Annotated in this window: 15 protein-coding genes; 4 read left to right on the top strand and 11 right to left on the bottom strand. The window is 35.2% G+C overall.

The window, feature by feature from the left end; genetic code table 11:
* Positions 1-42: 42 nt before the first annotated feature.
* A complete protein-coding gene (locus H602_RS0114720; protein ID WP_026978693.1) occupies positions 43-1152 on the top strand; it encodes a lactonase family protein in 1110 nt (369 codons plus the stop codon).
* A 139-nt stretch (positions 1153-1291) separates the two neighbouring features.
* Positions 1292-3181, top strand: a complete 1890-nt coding sequence (dnaK, locus tag H602_RS0114715; protein ID WP_026978692.1) for a molecular chaperone DnaK — start codon at positions 1292-1294, stop codon at positions 3179-3181.
* A 122-nt stretch (positions 3182-3303) separates the two neighbouring features.
* On the opposite strand, the gene H602_RS0114710 is transcribed toward dnaK, so the two are convergent.
* The 11 genes from H602_RS0114710 to H602_RS0114665 form a co-directional block, all read right to left on the bottom strand.
* The gene (locus H602_RS0114710; protein WP_026978691.1) at positions 3304-4809 is read right to left on the bottom strand and encodes a cryptochrome/deoxyribodipyrimidine photo-lyase family protein; all 1506 of its coding nucleotides are present in this window, start codon (positions 4807-4809) and stop codon (positions 3304-3306) included.
* Positions 4810-4930: 121 nt separating this feature from the next.
* Positions 4931-5329, bottom strand: coding sequence for a DUF2452 domain-containing protein (locus tag H602_RS0114705; protein ID WP_026978690.1), 399 nt, complete (start codon positions 5327-5329; stop codon positions 4931-4933).
* Positions 5330-5506: 177 nt separating this feature from the next.
* A complete protein-coding gene (locus tag H602_RS19985) occupies positions 5507-5644 on the bottom strand; it encodes a hypothetical protein (RefSeq protein WP_157505097.1) in 138 nt (45 codons plus the stop codon).
* Positions 5645-5647: 3 nt separating this feature from the next.
* Positions 5648-6472, bottom strand: coding sequence for a methyltransferase domain-containing protein (locus tag H602_RS0114695; RefSeq protein WP_026978689.1), 825 nt, complete (start codon positions 6470-6472; stop codon positions 5648-5650).
* A 9-nt stretch (positions 6473-6481) separates the two neighbouring features.
* Positions 6482-6694, bottom strand: coding sequence for a YgaP family membrane protein (locus H602_RS19725; protein WP_084404269.1), 213 nt, complete (start codon positions 6692-6694; stop codon positions 6482-6484).
* Between the two features lie 47 nt (positions 6695-6741).
* Positions 6742-7104, bottom strand: a complete 363-nt coding sequence (locus tag H602_RS18965) for a rhodanese-like domain-containing protein (RefSeq protein ID WP_084404268.1) — start codon at positions 7102-7104, stop codon at positions 6742-6744.
* 60 nt (positions 7105-7164) lie between these two features.
* Positions 7165-8583, bottom strand: coding sequence for an MBL fold metallo-hydrolase (locus tag H602_RS0114685; RefSeq protein WP_026978688.1), 1419 nt, complete (start codon positions 8581-8583; stop codon positions 7165-7167).
* 276 nt (positions 8584-8859) lie between these two features.
* On the bottom strand, positions 8860-9738 hold the full coding sequence (locus tag H602_RS0114680; RefSeq protein WP_084404267.1) for a DUF3891 family protein: 879 nt from the start codon (positions 9736-9738) through the stop codon (positions 8860-8862).
* A 172-nt stretch (positions 9739-9910) separates the two neighbouring features.
* The gene (locus tag H602_RS20240; RefSeq protein WP_157505095.1) at positions 9911-10270 is read right to left on the bottom strand and encodes a hypothetical protein; all 360 of its coding nucleotides are present in this window, start codon (positions 10268-10270) and stop codon (positions 9911-9913) included.
* A 439-nt stretch (positions 10271-10709) separates the two neighbouring features.
* Positions 10710-11249 carry an REP-associated tyrosine transposase gene (locus H602_RS0114670; RefSeq protein ID WP_026978685.1) on the bottom strand — a complete coding sequence of 180 codons (540 nt, stop codon included), beginning with the start codon at positions 11247-11249 and terminating at the stop codon, positions 10710-10712.
* Positions 11250-11564: 315 nt separating this feature from the next.
* Positions 11565-13358, bottom strand: coding sequence for a DUF4209 domain-containing protein (locus tag H602_RS0114665; protein ID WP_157505093.1), 1794 nt, complete (start codon positions 13356-13358; stop codon positions 11565-11567).
* A 277-nt stretch (positions 13359-13635) separates the two neighbouring features.
* Between H602_RS0114665 and H602_RS0114660 the strand changes: the two genes are divergently transcribed.
* Complete coding sequence (locus tag H602_RS0114660) at positions 13636-14061, top strand: response regulator (RefSeq protein ID WP_026978683.1); 426 nt, start codon at positions 13636-13638, stop codon at positions 14059-14061.
* Positions 14062-15166: 1105 nt separating this feature from the next.
* Positions 15167-15619 carry a ferritin-like domain-containing protein gene (locus tag H602_RS0114645; RefSeq protein ID WP_026978681.1) on the top strand — a complete coding sequence of 151 codons (453 nt, stop codon included), beginning with the start codon at positions 15167-15169 and terminating at the stop codon, positions 15617-15619.
* Positions 15620-15664 lie beyond the last annotated feature (45 nt).

The raw sequence follows: 15664 nt of genomic DNA, 5'->3' as shown, positions 1-15664 counted from the left end.
AGGAGGGAAGAGTATAAATTTGTCTTTTAAAAGAAAGTATTTATGTGGAAAAATAGTTTATACATATTAGTTTTGATTTGTTTTGGCATCGCTAATGCACAAGAAACTAACTTAAAATTTTTAGTGGGTACTTACACCAACACCTGCAAAAGTGATGGTATTTACGTTTTTGATTTAGATTTGAATACTGGAAATACTTCTTTGTATGAACAATCCAGCAATGTAGTGAATCCAAGTTATATGTCTGTTACGGCAGATGGCAAAATTATTTACGCTGTCAATGAAAATGGTGCAGAAAGTACGGTTTCGAGTTTTAAGTATGACAAAGCTAGCAGTTCCATAAAGTTGCTCAATAAACAAGAAGCAGCAGGTTCGGATCCATGTCATATTATTAATGACGACAAAAATGTAGTGGTAGCCAATTATTCCAGTGGTTCGATAAGTGTTTTTAAAAAATCAAAAACGGGAAGTTTAAATGCAGCTTCGCAAGTTATTTTGCACAAAGGGAAAAGTAAAAATCCAGATAGACAATCTGCTTCACACGTTCATCAAGTGCAGTTTTCACCGGACAACAAATATGTTTTAGCGACAGATTTAGGAACAGATAAAATTTACATTTACAATTACAATCCAACTTCGGAGCAAGAAGTATTGACCATTAAAGACAGTGTTTCGCTAAAAAGAGGAGCAGGTCCAAGGCATTTGACATTCAGTCCTAACGGCAAGTTTGTATATCTACTCCAGGAATTGGATGGTGGAATGATTGTATTCAATTACCAAGACGGAATTTTGCGCAAGTTGGAGGAAACTCAAATTGTGGATGATGATTTTAAAGGAATAATTGGTGGAGCAGCCCTTCACTTTTCGCCTGACGGCAAATATTTGTACGCTACCAATAGAGGAAGTGTGAATGACATTACCATTTTTACCGTTCAAGCAGATGGAAGATTGAATTATAAAGCAAGTGTTCCATCAGGTGGAAAAGGACCAAGAGATTTTGCTATTGATCCCACTGGAGCATTTTTACTGGTTGCCAATCAAAATTCAAATGAAATACAGGTGTTTAGAAGAGATATAATTTCGGGAATGTTGTCACCTTTGCCGAGGAAGATTCAAATTTGTTCGCCAGTTCACATTGTTTTTATTCCTTAACGTGCGTAAAAATGTCAACTTGTCAGCAAAAATTGATTTGTAAATTAATAAAACTGACAATTCATAGGATTATTTTCAATGGCACAATGATTGCTTTTAAGTGAATAATAAAAAAAATTATTAAATTAAATTATATACAATGGGTAAAATAATTGGTATTGACTTAGGAACAACAAATTCATGTGTGTCTGTAATGGAAGGAAATGAAGCAGTTGTAATTCCTAATGCAGAAGGAAAAAGAACAACACCATCAATCATCGCTTTTGTTGAAGGTGGCGAAATTAAAGTAGGAGATCCTGCAAAAAGACAAGCAGTAACTAATCCTACCAAAACAATTGCTTCTATCAAACGTTTTATGGGACAAAATTTTGCTGAAACTACAGGTGAAGCTAAAAGAATGTCGTACAAAATCGTAAAAGGAGACAACAATACGCCACGTGTGGATATTGATGGACGTTTATATACGGCTCAAGAATTGTCAGCAATGACTCTTCAAAAAATGAAAAAAACAGCTGAAGACTATTTAGGTCAAACAGTTACTGAAGCAGTTATTACTGTTCCTGCTTACTTTAATGATGCACAACGTCAAGCTACGAAAGAAGCGGGTGAAATTGCAGGTCTTAAAGTAATGCGTATCATCAATGAGCCAACTGCAGCTGCACTTGCTTACGGATTAGATAAAAAAGGTTCAGACCAAAAAATTGCGGTTTACGATTTAGGTGGTGGTACTTTTGATATTTCTATCCTTGAATTAGGAGACGGAGTTTTTGAAGTATTGTCTACAAACGGAGATACACACTTAGGTGGAGATGATTTTGACCATGAAATTATTGACTGGTTAGCAAAAGATTTCTTAGCTGAAGAAGGTATTGACTTACGTTTGGATCCAATGTCATTGCAACGTTTGAAAGAAGCTGCTGAAAAAGCGAAGATTGAATTGTCTTCTTCTTCAGAAACTGAAATCAACTTGCCATACGTTACAGCTACGGCTTCAGGACCAAAACACTTAGTTAAAAAATTATCTCGTTCTCAGTTCGAAAAATTAACTGATTCTTTAGTAAAACGTTCTATGGAACCAGTTGCTAAAGCATTAAAAGATGCAGGTTTATCTGTTTCTGATATTGACGAAGTTATTCTTGTAGGAGGTTCAACTCGTATGCCAAGAATCGCTGACGAAGTAGAAAAATTCTTTGGTAAAAAAGCATCTAAAGGAGTTAATCCTGATGAAGTTGTTGCTATTGGAGCTGCTATCCAAGGTGGAGTTTTATCTGGAGATGTAAAAGATGTATTGTTACTTGACGTTACACCTTTATCTTTAGGAATCGAAACTATGGGTGGTGTATTGACTAAATTAATCGAGTCTAACACAACTATTCCAACTAAAAAATCACAAGTGTTCTCTACAGCTGCTGATTCTCAACCATCGGTTGAAATTCACGTTTTGCAAGGAGAAAGAGCGATGGCTACTGATAACAAAACAATCGGTCGTTTTCACTTAGACGGTATTCCACCAGCACCAAGAGGAGTTCCTCAAATTGAGGTTACTTTTGATATTGATGCAAATGGTATCATCAAAGTTTCGGCTACTGACAAAGGAACAGGAAAATCTCACGATATTCGTATCGAAGCTTCTTCTGGATTGACAGCTGACGAAATCGAGCAAATGAAAAAAGACGCAGAAGCTAACGCTGGTGCTGATAAATTAGCTCGTGAAAGAGCAGAGAAGTTAAACGAAGCTGATTCTATGATTTTCCAAACAGAAAGTCAATTGAAAGAATTGGGTGACAAATTAACTGACGCTCACAAAACGACAATTGAAATGGCATTAACTGAATTGAGATTGGCACACGCTAACCAAGACGTTACTGCAATTCAAACTGCACTTGATAACATCAATGCTGCTTGGAAAACTGCAACTGAAGCAATGTACGCTCAAGGAGATGCTGGTCAAGCACAAGGTGCTCAACCACAAGATAACGCTCCAGAAGGTGACAACGTTCAAGACGTAGATTACGAAGAAGTTAAGTAAGTATTAAGACTGAAGTATTAAGTATTAAGACTTTAGAATTATATATTTAAAATAAGAATTAACCGAGTTAGCAATAGCTCGGTTTTTTTATGTCAAATTTTTAATATTTTTTTTTAGGATTATTATTTCCCTTTTGTAGATTTAGTTCGACTGTCAAAATGTGAATTAGGGTTATTCACATGTTTATTCATAATTCGTTTGCATTCTTCTTTTACCGCTTCCTTTTTTCTAAAACTCCAGACAATTTCGCTTGCATATTTGCGGGTTTCTTCAATGTTAACGATTGGAAAGGGATAGTCTTTACCTATTTCGCAATTGTAAAATGTTTGCTCAATAGCGTTTAATTTCCAAGGTTCATGAATACTATGTACGGGAACTTCCACTAGTTCAGGTATCCATTTTTTGATAAAATCACCTTCAGCATCATGTTCTTCCGAATTCTTTATCGGATTGTAAATCCGTATGGTATTGATGCCAGTAGTTCCAGATTGCATCTGAATTTGCGGATAATGAATTCCCGGTTCGTAATCCAGAAATTGCCTTGCAAGAAAATGCAATTCGCGCCAATCTTGCCACAAGTTAAATGTGAAAAATGAAACCACCATTGCTCGCATTCTGAAATTAATGTATCCCGTTTGAACCAGACAGCGCATGCAAGCATCCACAATAGGAACCCCAGTTTTACCTTCCTGCCACGCCTTGATGTACATTTCGTTTTTAGGTTTTACTAAAGAATCATAAGCTTTATTTACGTTTTCAAATTCCATCCGGCATTCGTCCTCAAATTTCTGAATGAAATGACAATGCCAATGCAAACGCGATACAAAGTTGAGCATAGCTCGCTTATTGGGTGAATTTTCGTAAAATTGATTGGTATATTGATAGACCATTCGCATGCTGATAGTTCCATAAGTCAGATAGGGCGACATTCGGCTGCAACCGGTTCGGCTTAAACTTGGTTTGGAAATGTGCTTGCTGTAATTGACGTGACGCTTTCTAACAAAACTATCCAGATACCGCCAAGCCCAATATTCGCCGCCTTGTTGGAAATTTTCGTTATGAGTGGTTATTGCTGCGGAAAGAGCAGTACCTTTTAACTTTAAATAGGAATCACCTTCCAAATTTTCAAATCGAAATAAAGCCAAGTCGATGATTTTTGCATCCGATTGCATCACTTCTTTCCACCTCTTTTCCCAATCCTTCCGCGATTTTAATTTCCGAATCACGCCGTGCATCTGAGATTGTTGCCACGTGATATTTTTACGATCAAAGAAATGCTGCATCGCAACATCTCGATCATAGGTCACTTTATTTCCTATTTCTTGGTGCGAAAAAATGTTCTGAATGTCATAAAGCACCGAAAGTTTTTCAAAAACAACTTCAACTTCACTATGAAAAATATAAATCTGGGTTGAAAATGCTTCTAATTTTTTATTCAATTCTTGAAGCGACTCATAAATAAAACGCCAATGCCGACTGTCCGAATCAGCATAGTTCATAATAGAAGGTTCAAAAAAGTAGAGCAGGAGTGTAGGATTCCCTGAAGCCTGAGCCAAAAACAAAGGTTCGTGGTCTGTAAAACGCAAATCACGTTTGAACCAAACAATATTTATAGCCTTTTTAGTCAAAATTAGTTTCAATTTGTAGCTCGGAGATTAAAGTGAAAGAAAGCATAACATCTATATTTCAAAGCCATACATCTATGCTCTATATTCTATACTCTATACTCTTCAATTTTCACAAAATACCTCAACCCAAATGAATCCACTTCTTATCACTATTCATTTTAAAAGTTCCGATGTGTTCTCTGTTCCATTCTAAAGGTCCAATTAGTGAAAGAAAGTTGGAGCCATCTTTTCCCACATATAAATGGTAAATTTCTCCGATAACAGGTTCAAATGCAAATTTAGCATTGTACACCAATTCGTTCCATTCAAATTCTTCAACTAGACTTTGGTATTGGGCTTTCAGTTCTTCAAACTTACCCGCTAATTCTTTATTGACACTCGTGATTCCTCTGCTTTTCCACGATACTAAATCGTCGATGCGAATAGCGGGAGCGCCAACATTTGTGGCATAAGGCAGTATATTGGCGTTGTAACCTTCGGTTTCAGAGTATACAATATTATCGGGTTTTTTATTTTCCATGAAATGTGAAATTGCGTTTTATAAAGTAGTTCAGAAAGAAAAGTATCAGTTGTAGTGCTGTGTCAACTTCCTTTCATAAATTATAATGCAAATATAAATTATATTTTTTGTTTATCTATATTAATTTATAGTTAAACAAAAACAAATGTTTGTAGCAGCTATTACATGGGTAATTATTTATGCATCTTTCGCATCTGTATCCGTTGGTTCTTCCTCCTTCGGCTTACTTTTTTGAACTTCTAATTTGTAAAAAAGCCATCCGAAACCTGCTATTAAATGCAGAAGTATAACTCCAAAAATAATATAATTCATCATGTGTTACGATTTTTGAATCAGCGATAATTTCAGTTCATTGGAAAGCAGATCTTGTAACTTTCCTTCGCTAACTGCATTAGCGCTGACAATTAGTATTTCGGACTTTTTAGTGTTGATACTTATATTTTCAATACCATCAGCGGCAAGTAGTTTTTCTGCAATTATCTTAACTGAAGTAGTCACGGAATCAATGCTAAACAGATTGACTTGAACGGCATTTACTTTTTGAAACTCAAAAAAAAGTTCGGTGTTGGCTCTATTGGATATTGAATTTTTGGCTACTTCCAATGTTTTAAATGTAAAAGATTTTGCAAACAACTGTTCGTATTCCGATTTACTTCCACTAAAAGGCGGACCATTTTCGAAAGATCGGTTGAATAGCAAACCCGCTATACTTCCGTTTGGTGCCAAAAGTTGGTGCATTTTCCATACGTACCGCGGTCTCATTTCTGGAGGTAATGCGCAGAAAAAAGTTTGTTCCAAAATTATATCATAGCTTCCAACGTGTTCAAAAAAGTCACCCAAAAGTACTGTGATCTGATCTTGATGTACAAATTTTTTCTGCAGCACTTCCACCAATGAAGGTGCAATGTCAATGACTGTAATATTCGTAAATCCTTGTTGCACTAAATACTCGGCCTCATACGCGTTGCCGCAGCCTGGAATTAGAATGACTGCGTCTTTATTTGCTATAGAGTCAATAAAGGATTTTAGTGGTGGCGACACCTTTCCCAAATCCCAGCCAGTGGCATTTGCTTGGTACCTGTTTTCCCAAAAATTGGAATTGGAGGAAGTGTCGGTTGTATTTGTATTTTGTAAATCACTCATTGCTTCAACTTATTTAGCCGATTTATTTTCGCACGTGTTGACACCAATCAGGGTATAAAGTGGGCAAAAACTAATGAAACTAGTAATAAACAGAACGCATGCCATAGTACCTAAAATGAGTGCAAGCGTCCCATTGATAAGATCGTTATAGTATAAAAGACCAACAATAATAGCTAGCGCAAGCCGGATGATTTTGTCGGTAGAACCGATGTTGTTTTTCATGAGATGATGTAGTTTGAAAGTAAGGTGTGCAATTTACAATGACCTAATTACTTTGTCAATAAAGCATTTACTTCTTGCCAAGTTCCCCCATTTGTTACATTGGTAATTCCATTGTTTTTTAAGATGTCGATGGCTTTTGCGCTTCTTCCGCCACTTCTACAAAACACTACGATATTCTTTTTGTCTTTAAATTGAGCCAAATTCTTTTCCACTTGATCCAATGGAATATTCACGGCGTTTTTTGCAGAACCTTCGGCAAATTCTTCGGGTGTTCTTACATCTACATAGAACGTTTCTTCTTGTGAAACTTCTGTTTGCGTAGTTTCGGTTGCAGTTGATTTTTTATTTTGAGCACAACCAAATGTTGTTGAAAGTGCTACAATAGCTATAAATAGGATGTTACTTTTCATAATGTTACTTTTTAAGAGCATGCTATTGGCACTTAAATTAGTACCAATAGCATTTATAATTTATGCTTTAAGCACTTTGCTTTGGCACACAAAATTAGTTTTAGGTACGTCGGTTTTGGCAATTTCATTAAATCCACCGCTTACTTCTGTAAAGTTTCTGTAGCCACGTGCTTGTAGAATTGAAGCGGCAATCATCGAACGGTAACCGCCTGCACAATGCATGTAGAAATGTTCGTCCGGATTAATGTCTTTTACCCATTCATTGATGGAGGATAAGGGCTTGCTGAAGGCTTCGTCTACATGTTCAGCCTTATATTCTGTTTCTTTTCGAACGTCAATTACGGTACTTTCACCAATTTTTACTTCTTTGGCAAATTGCTCTGGCGTAATTCGTGTCACTTTATCACTGTCAAAACCAGCTTTAGTCCATGAAGCATAGCCGCCGTCCAAATAACCAATTAAGTGATCAAAACCTACTCGAGACAATCGGGTAACGGTTTCTTCTTCTTTTCCCGCATCAGTAACCAGCATTATGGGTTGTTTTACGTCTCCAATTAAAGCTCCTACCCATGGAGCAAAATCGCCTGCGATACCAATATTTATAGACTGTGGAACGTATCCTTTTGCAAAATCAACATTGCTTCGTGTATCCAAAATCAGCGCGCCTGTTTCTTGAGCAACTACTTCAAATTCGGAGGCATAAATGGCACGCATTCCATTATTTAAAACGGTATCAAAACTTTCAATACCCGATTTGTTCATAGCCACATTCATTCCGAAATAGGCGGGAGGAGGCAATAAACCGTCCGTTACCTCAGCAATAAATTCAGCTTCGGTCATATCAGCACGTAAGGCGTAATTTTTTTCTTTCTGTTCGCCAATGGTAGAAACGGTTTCTTTACTCATGTTCTTGCCACAAGCCGAACCTGCACCGTGAGCCGGATAGACAATTACATCATCTGCCAAAGTCATGATTTTATCACGCAATGAATGATATAAAATTCCAGCCAAATCATCTTGCGTCATCGATGCCGCTTTTTGAGCCAAATCAGGACGACCTACATCGCCAATAAATAAAGTATCTCCGGAGAAAAGTGCATGGTCTTTTCCGTTTTCGTCAAGTAGCAAGTAGGACGTACTTTCCATGGTGTGACCAGGAGTATGCAACACCTTTATTTTAATATTTCCAATGCTAAATTCCTGGTTGTCTTTGGCAGAAATAAATTCGAAGTCGGGTGCCGCATTTGGTCCGTACACCACAGATGCACCGGTTTGTTTGCCTAAATCCACATGTCCGGAAACAAAATCCGCGTGAAAGTGGGTTTCAAAAATATATTTTAATTTGACATTATCGTTTTTTAAACGATCGGTGTACGGCTGGGTTTCGCGAAGTGGATCTATAATAGCAGCTTCGCCATTAGATGTAATATAATAAGCGCCTTGCGCTAAACATCCTGTATAAATTTGTTCTATTTTCATAGGTACTGTTCTTTTTAATATGTGTTCAATATACAAATATACAATTCAAAAATGAGTTGTAGTGTGACAAAAGTTACAAGAAGGGGAAATTGTTGAGAATAGAGTATAGAAAATAGAAAATAGAGTAGAGAGTATAGAAAATAGAGCAGAGAGTAAAGAATGTAGGGTGCTAAAATTAGAGAACGTTGTCAAGAACCTTCTGCTTTTCATGCTATGTTAGGGAGTTTTCAAAGTTAAAACGATCAGCTAAATCAGTTATACTTGAAGATATTCCATCTATTTTTTAAATATAAACTCGTGCCTTTGGACTTCGGTGTGGGAACAGACTGTATCAAATTCTTTTACAGATTTAAATTGTAATTGTTCAATGATTTTATATTCGTAAAACACTTTGAACGTATCCGTTTTAAAAGGCCATGGATCGACCGAAATAACATCATCCGACTTGTAATACGTTTGGCTCATGATGCCTTCAGGACTTTCCGAAATTTCCATCTTTCGTCCTTCAGGCTGGATTTTGTCCATGCAAATAAGCAGCGAAAACGCATCACACCATTCTACAAAACTATACAAGCGGTCAGCCATTTTCTGGTCCATATCCAGATGCTTCAGAATGTGCTTGCGATTTTTTGACTGTTCTTTTAAAAAGGCATCCAGCTCTTTATCTTCGCCTGGCTTTTTATCACTGAAAATAAAATCCATGTGCATCGAAGTTAGCAAAGCATTCAATTGACACTTTGAAGTTGCAATTTCCATCACATTATAATGCTGTTTCAAATCGGTTTTTTTGGAGCCACCCGGTGCCAAGAAATGCTTTGGAGCACCCGCGTCTGTGAGATTTTTACTTTCCTTAGTTTCAGCTATACCGTCATCATGTTCTGCAATGGTTATGAGCGTGGGTACAATGATTTCGTTAGGCAAGTCAATGTTGTATTGGTACGCCAACATTGCAGCGAGAAGTCCATGCGAACGTTGGTTGATGATTTTCCATCCTTTTTGATGTGAAGCAACTATCATACTGTTCTGAATTAAAGTGGTTTTATTGTAGCTATTAAAACAATTGATCCCGTGAATAAAAGGGAGTATCAAATATATAAAATTTTGACTTTGCGTCAAAACCATGTTGGAACTTAAAGAGCAATATAGTTTTTTCATGAAAACTTAGGTGCGCTGGACAGGACGTTTATAAAATTTTGACTTTACGTCAAAAACAATCTGCTATTGATGGTTATTAATTCTTTACGTTGTGCAGTAAGCACAAATTCATCTAATAGGCAACAAAAAAAATGCTCTAAATATGTAGAGCATGTAAATAGTGATGTCAAGTTTAGTATTTGTCTTTTTGCAATCCCCAAAGTCGGAGTTCTTGTTTGTAAGTATCGGGATAGTTTGCTTGTAAAGCATTAATCACTGCGTTCAAGCCTTTTTTAATAGTCATTTTCAACTCATTCTTATCGCCCACTTTTTGGGAAATACCGCCGTCTAATGCTCGGGCCTGAGTAACGAGGTCTACAAAATTAGTTTTGATAGCCGTCCAATACTCAAGTCCGTAGGTTCTGTCCTCAAAACCGTTGTTTTGAATGCCTTCCAACATCAAGTCCAGTGCGTCTTCGCGATTACTTTGATCCATCGGTATTGCATATTTTTTATTTTCATAATTGATTCCAAAAGCAGGATAATAACTCAAAGAGGGATCTTTTTTGTACTTTTCTGCAAGGTATCCCTTTACAAAAGCCACCGAATTGTCGATCTCTTTATTGAGTGTTTTTAATGCCGTTGTAATTTGAGGGCGCGGATTTGTAATCCGTGCCCGCTTACTTTGAGAACAACTCCAATAAAACAACCCAATACCGCGATTCCGATAGCGCAGATTTGTAATCCGTGCCCACTTAGTAGCTTCAATAAAACAACCCATTACCGCGATTCCGATAGCGCGGATTTGTAATCCGTGCCCACTAACTTTGAGAACAACTTAAATAAAACAACCCATTACCGCGACTCCGATAGCGCGGATTTCTAATCCGTGCCCACTTATTTGAGAACAACTCCAATAATACAACCCAATACCGCGATTCCGATAGCGCTGATTTGTAATCCGTGCCCACTTACTTTCAAAACAACTCCAATTAAACAACCTCGATCTCATGTTCTAAACCCGCATAATTTCGGGCAGAACTGAAGTAGTAATCTTCAGGCAAAGTGACCCATTTATCTTTTACAGGATTATCATGAATATAGGCTATTTTCTCCTTTATAAATGAATTACTATATATGTGTATCGCATGATAGCCATCCTGCCATACTTTAAATTGTTGTTCTCTTTTTAAATGTTGACATGCTTTTCTGAAATGTTCCAACAACCATTCTCTTCTACTCTCAGGCTCCTCCATTATGGTTTTTATAATTTTCTTGGAAGTAAATTTTTTAAAATCCCTAATCACATCAGATAATACAAAACCATCGACCGCTTTACAAAGCAGATGTAGGTGACTGCTCATAATTACGTAGGCATAAATTTCCAAACCTTTATGCTCTTGGCAATGCCGCAAAGCATTTGTAATACAATATTTCTGATTTAGTCGCGTAAAGATGTCTACCCAGCCTACCGTAGTTATTGTAATAAAATAGGCTTCTTCTGTAGTATTGGCTTTATATTTTGTGGACATTATACGTGATTTATGAGGAATAATTATGGTAGAGTAGGTGTTGGCTTCTGTGATTGGGCACGGATTGCAAATCCGCGCTATCGGGCATGATACATAATTTATGAAGAATAATTTGTAGAGTAAGTGTTGGCTTTGTGTGATTGGGCACGGATTGCAAATCCGCGCTATCTGGCATGATACATAATTTAGGTAGAATAAGTTTTGGTTTTGCGTGATTGGGCACGGATTGCAAATCCGCGCTATCTGGTTGCAAATCCGCCCTATCGGTGTTCTTTTTTCTTTTTATTTTTTATTTTATAATATGTATATTATTCATCATTTTCTGCTGTTTTTAAGTGTGTAATTTCCAAGTCTCAATAACGCAATTATTAACAAAAGCATAACTGCTGATGTATATTTTCTTGTGTTGAAAAAACAATGTGCTATATTGTTTCTTAAATTCATTCCCTCTGATGTAAATAGAAATTTAAAAAAAGCAATATCGTCTTCTGGAATTAATGCCTTTAGCTTTTCGTTATCTAATAATTTGTCAAAATTAATTCTTTCCTCTGTTCCATTTTCTTTTATTTCTATTGTTTGAGCTTCAATCACTCTTGAAAATTCACGGAGTAGACCTTCAAATTTCAATACTAAACTATCTATTGCCAAAATGTAGCCTTGTGTATTATGGTTGTTTGTTTTTATATCAATTTCAGTCTGAATAAAGTAACTTTGTAAGGCTGGAGAAAGTAATTCAATCCAATTGAAACCTTGGGTTTCGTTGTTTGTGTCCAAATAAGTAAAATCTTGACCATACCAAGAATTGTTCTTTAAATACTCAATTAAGCTTTCATATGAAATTTTACCTTTTTTAATTCCTTTTGAAACAACAAGCCAAATGTGATTAATAGAAAAGTTATTTATATGTATTGAATATGGATTTATTACACCTGATTTGTTTTTGCTAATGTTTTTATTAATGTCAAATGTCATACAAGAAACTAAATCTAATATTACTGGCTTGATTTCTTCGTTTAAGGTAGAAGCTTTAGGAAATAAGTTTTCTAAAATTAAATATCCGTAGATATCATTATCATTTCCATTATCAATTAGATGGCTAGTTTTTTCCTTAGTAAAATCCCACCATTGATTTAAAGCTTGATTTATTTTTTCGTCTTTAACTTCAAAAGAAACTTTTTTAAGGTCAATAGTCTTTTTTGCTTGTTCAAGTAAAACTGCTGTTTGCTCAATCTTTTTTTTATTGTTTCCTTTTTTGTATTCCTCTAAAGCGTCAGTATAATAGCGATGAGCTATAAAGCCTTGATTTTTTTCAGTTTTGAGTTGTGATATATGATAATCTCCTAATTTTTCGTGAAATTCACTTGTTGATCGATTTAGCTTTTGACTTAAAGTAACAAGCAAATTTAGGTAGCTTTCTAAAACCCTTGATTCTAAATTTGCAATTACATTATTCGAATAATCGTAAAATTTTTGCGTTATCGAAGAATTGATTTTTTTTTCGTTCGAAATAATGTAATCCATTAATGAATATTTAGTAAAATCATTAATTTTATCAATATCTAAAAGTGATACTAAATAATCTATGACTTCGTCTTTTTTGTAGTTTACTTTTTGGCTCAACACAAAAATATTTTTGAAATAATTCCCAAAAGAATAGCATTGTAAATTATCATCAACGGGAAACGAAGAGTTTTGTAAAAGCAACAAGTAGTTTTCAATTGCCTGTTCTGCAAAATCAATATGTTTAACAGGACTTAACCATAGTAAATGATTGTATTTTGCTTTATACTTAGGGTTGATTGCTTCGCTTGCTCTTGTTTTGATGTAATCAAAGTTATCTTCAAATAATTCTAATTTTGGATAAGTGTTTGCACCAACTTGAAATTTTGGAATATGTACTCCATTTTCTATTGAAAAGTCAGCGAAAAATAATTCATAAGAACAGATTTTTTTTAACCTTTCCTCATTTGTTCTATCTCTTAAATCCGTAATATACTTGTAAGTGTTTAAATCTAAATGTTTAAAATTAGTGTCGTTTTCAAGATATTCATAATATTCTTCTAAGTTTTGAAAATTCATTTGATGTTTGATATAGATTTCTTTTCTCACGCGGGTTTTCACACTGACGGCCAACTAGTAAATATACGCAAGTACATGTAACTTTTTTTAATTTATAATTTTTTCCACTCATTTAAAATTCAAAAGTACTTTTTACTTTATTCTTAAACCATAAATCTAAATATTTTCTTACAGTCCTTAAAAACCACAATATCCTCCGCATCCGACTGTGGTTACAGTTTACCGTAGATTAAACAGATAATAATTGTGGTTTTTGCAATTAAAGCGGTTATTAGTGTACATTTGACTACCAAAAATAAAAAAATAAATGAATAAAAGTGGCCCAATCATAATTGTAGAGGACGATGAAGACGATCGGTTATTTTTTAGTGAAGTATTTGACGAGTTGAAGTACAAGAATGAGATTCTTTTTTTTTGCGACGGACAAGAAGCGCTTGCGTATTTGACTACCATGACCAGTGAACCTTTTATTGTTTTTTCGGACATCAATATGCCAAAATTGAACGGCATTGAGTTGCGCAACAAAATTATTGAAAACGAAGATATCCGATTGAGGACTATTCCGTACTTGTTTTTTACCACGAGTGCCGAACAAGAATCGGTTATTGACGCTTATTCTAAATCCATTCAAGGATTTTTTGTTAAGCCCAGAAGTTTTGAGACTTTAAAAAGCACCATAAAATGTATTGTAGAGTATTGGGAGCGCTGCGAATCGCCTCATTATGTGCGGTAGTTGGTACCAGATCCAATTGAAAACACAGTAAGACGTGCTGGTAACATTTAAGAAATTTGCGACCGGCGCTTCTCAAAATTTCATACTGCATTAAAATCTACAATCTCACGAAAAGAACGTGGAAATACATTTTATAACTAAAGCAGAATCAAATTTTTCTTTGCTAATTAATCCATCTCAGTTTTTGTCAGAAAATGCATAAGGATAAAAATCCTGAGTATACGCCTCGTAATCTATTACGAGTACTGCTTGATATACCATTGGTTCGTATTATTTCAGATTTAAATATGTAATCTTAGGACATGTAATGGCAATTAGTTCATTGCATTGGTTAAAATCTTTATTTTATTAAGGCAACTTATCGAAATTTAGATTGCCTTTTACCATAGGATTTATTCACAAATTTAAATCCTTAATTCAATCAAAATTAGTATTTAAGGTATCCTGGAAATCTTCGTAATTAGCGGTAGATGTTTGTAGAGCACTCATTTTATTCGAGTTGAATTTTCGCGCTTTCAGGTTAAAACTACTTTATAGTTTCTTTTTCAAATAATCAACATTTAAAGCGCTCCAAAAAAGTACTATTAAAAGTAATATAGAAGGATTTTTTTGGAAATTACTAGATAGAAAATAACTAATTCCATTCAAAATTAATAGTAAGCTGACTGACACAATTAATAGTGCAGTATATAATTTATGTAGAGATTTCAAATCTTTAACAGATTTAGAAGCGTAAATTTTATCTAACATATTTATGTTTTTTTAAGCAACTTCCAATGAAATTGCTGCTCAGTAATAATTATCAGCAAGTATATGCAACTTTTTTTAAATTCCAATTAAGAAACAATATTACTTTTTAAGAATAAGCAGAAGTACAGTTCACCTCCTTAAATTAACCGAAATCTATTGAAAATTTGGCCTTCACACTAGCATTATGGCTTCCGTACTAATGAAAATAAGAAGTTATTTTAGAGTTCAGTTGTGTGAAAAATCAGCTGCAAAACCTCCTTTTAAAAAACCTATAAAACTCAATAGAGATTTTATAAAATTAATATTAATTGCAATTCCGAACTTTGGATAAGTATTAAAACTAAAAAAAAAAACTATGAACACAAGTGATCAAATTTCAGCATTAAACGAATTAATTGTAATTAATAACGACCGAATTGAAGGCTACGATACTGCTTCAAAAGAAACAGAGGATTTGGACTTGAAAGGATTATTTGCAGCATTGCAAACTACCAGTCAAAGCAACTTATCCGAGCTTCGCGCAGAGGTGTTGCGCATGGGTGGAGAAGTAGAAGAAGGAACACGTACAACGGGCAAGTTCTTTAGAGTTTGGATGGATGTAAAAGCGGCACTTACTGGAAACGATAGAGGTACTATCTTAGATTCATGCGAGCTTGGCGAAGACAAGGCTTTGGAAGCGTACCAAAATGCGCTTGAAAATACTGAGAATTTTCAACCTTCACACGTGGCGTTGATTCAAAAACAACATACCGCTTTGCGAGCAGATCACGATAAAGTAAAAGCTTTGCGTGATGCTGAAAACAAATAGTACATGTATACTATTTATATAATGGCACTAAGCCTCAATGCAATT

Origin of the sequence: Flavobacterium tegetincola DSM 22377, from assembly GCF_000425485.1 — a bacterium.
Classification (GTDB): domain Bacteria; phylum Bacteroidota; class Bacteroidia; order Flavobacteriales; family Flavobacteriaceae; genus Flavobacterium; species Flavobacterium tegetincola.
The sequence above is the reverse complement of the archived record's forward strand: the minus strand, read 5'-3'. Positions and strand labels throughout refer to the sequence as shown.